General features: G+C 31.5%; 1 protein-coding gene. It reads right to left on the minus strand.

All coding sequences use genetic code 11. The annotated features are described in order from the left end of the window. A partial coding sequence (locus AFK68_RS00015) for an alpha/beta fold hydrolase (RefSeq protein ID WP_094670649.1) occupies positions 1–716 on the minus strand: 716 nt, incomplete at its 3' end. Between the last annotated feature and the right edge of the window lie 106 nt (positions 717–822).

An 822-nucleotide genomic window follows, 5' to 3' on the forward strand; every position in this document is an offset into this window, starting at 1 on the left:
ATTGGTAATAAATCAGCATAGTATTTACTCATAGAAAGAGCAATATCTGTATCTTTATAACCTTGTAAAATAAACGTTACGACTTTTAAAGAAGCCAAATTTTCTGCTAATAATTCAGCTTTTATTTCTGCCCACCTACGTCTAAATAAAATTATATTTCCTGTGGAATCAAGCAGTAATTTCTGTCTAATTTGTAGTAAGTATTTGACCTTTCTCTCAACTCCTAATAACCTAGCCAAAGGATATATTAATCGCAAAATAAAACACAAAAAAGAAGCTCTTGGAGCTAACCAACCAGAAAATTGCCAACGTACTTTTACATCAGGAATATCAATTCCTTCAGGAGATAATAAAATTAAACCCAATAATTTATCTGAATACTTAAGAGCATAACTAGCAGCTATCCAACCTCCGAGAGAGTCACCGACTAAATATATCTTTTCTAAGTTTAAAGCAGCTATATATTCATTCAAAGATTCTACCATTTGACTAATTGAGTAATGAGTAGAAGAAAATTGCGACTCACTAAATCCAGGTAAATCTGGTGCAAAACAATGATAATCTAGACTCAATCCCTCCATAATTGATAACCACTGACTACTGTCATACCAAGTTCCATGTAGAAAAACTATATTATTTGAACCAGTACCAATTTCACGCCAAAATAATAGCCCACTAGACAACTTGACACGAGAATTAAGCCATAAAAAGTGCATAAATAGTCAAAATTCAAAAGTTAAAAGTTAAAATATAAGAAAAGTTCAGGCTGATGTCTCAAATATCATCATAATCTAAATTTAGATGCACACACAATAGCTTATC

This window comes from Hydrocoleum sp. CS-953 (assembly GCF_002260545.1).
GTDB lineage: Bacteria > Cyanobacteriota > Cyanobacteriia > Cyanobacteriales > Microcoleaceae > Trichodesmium.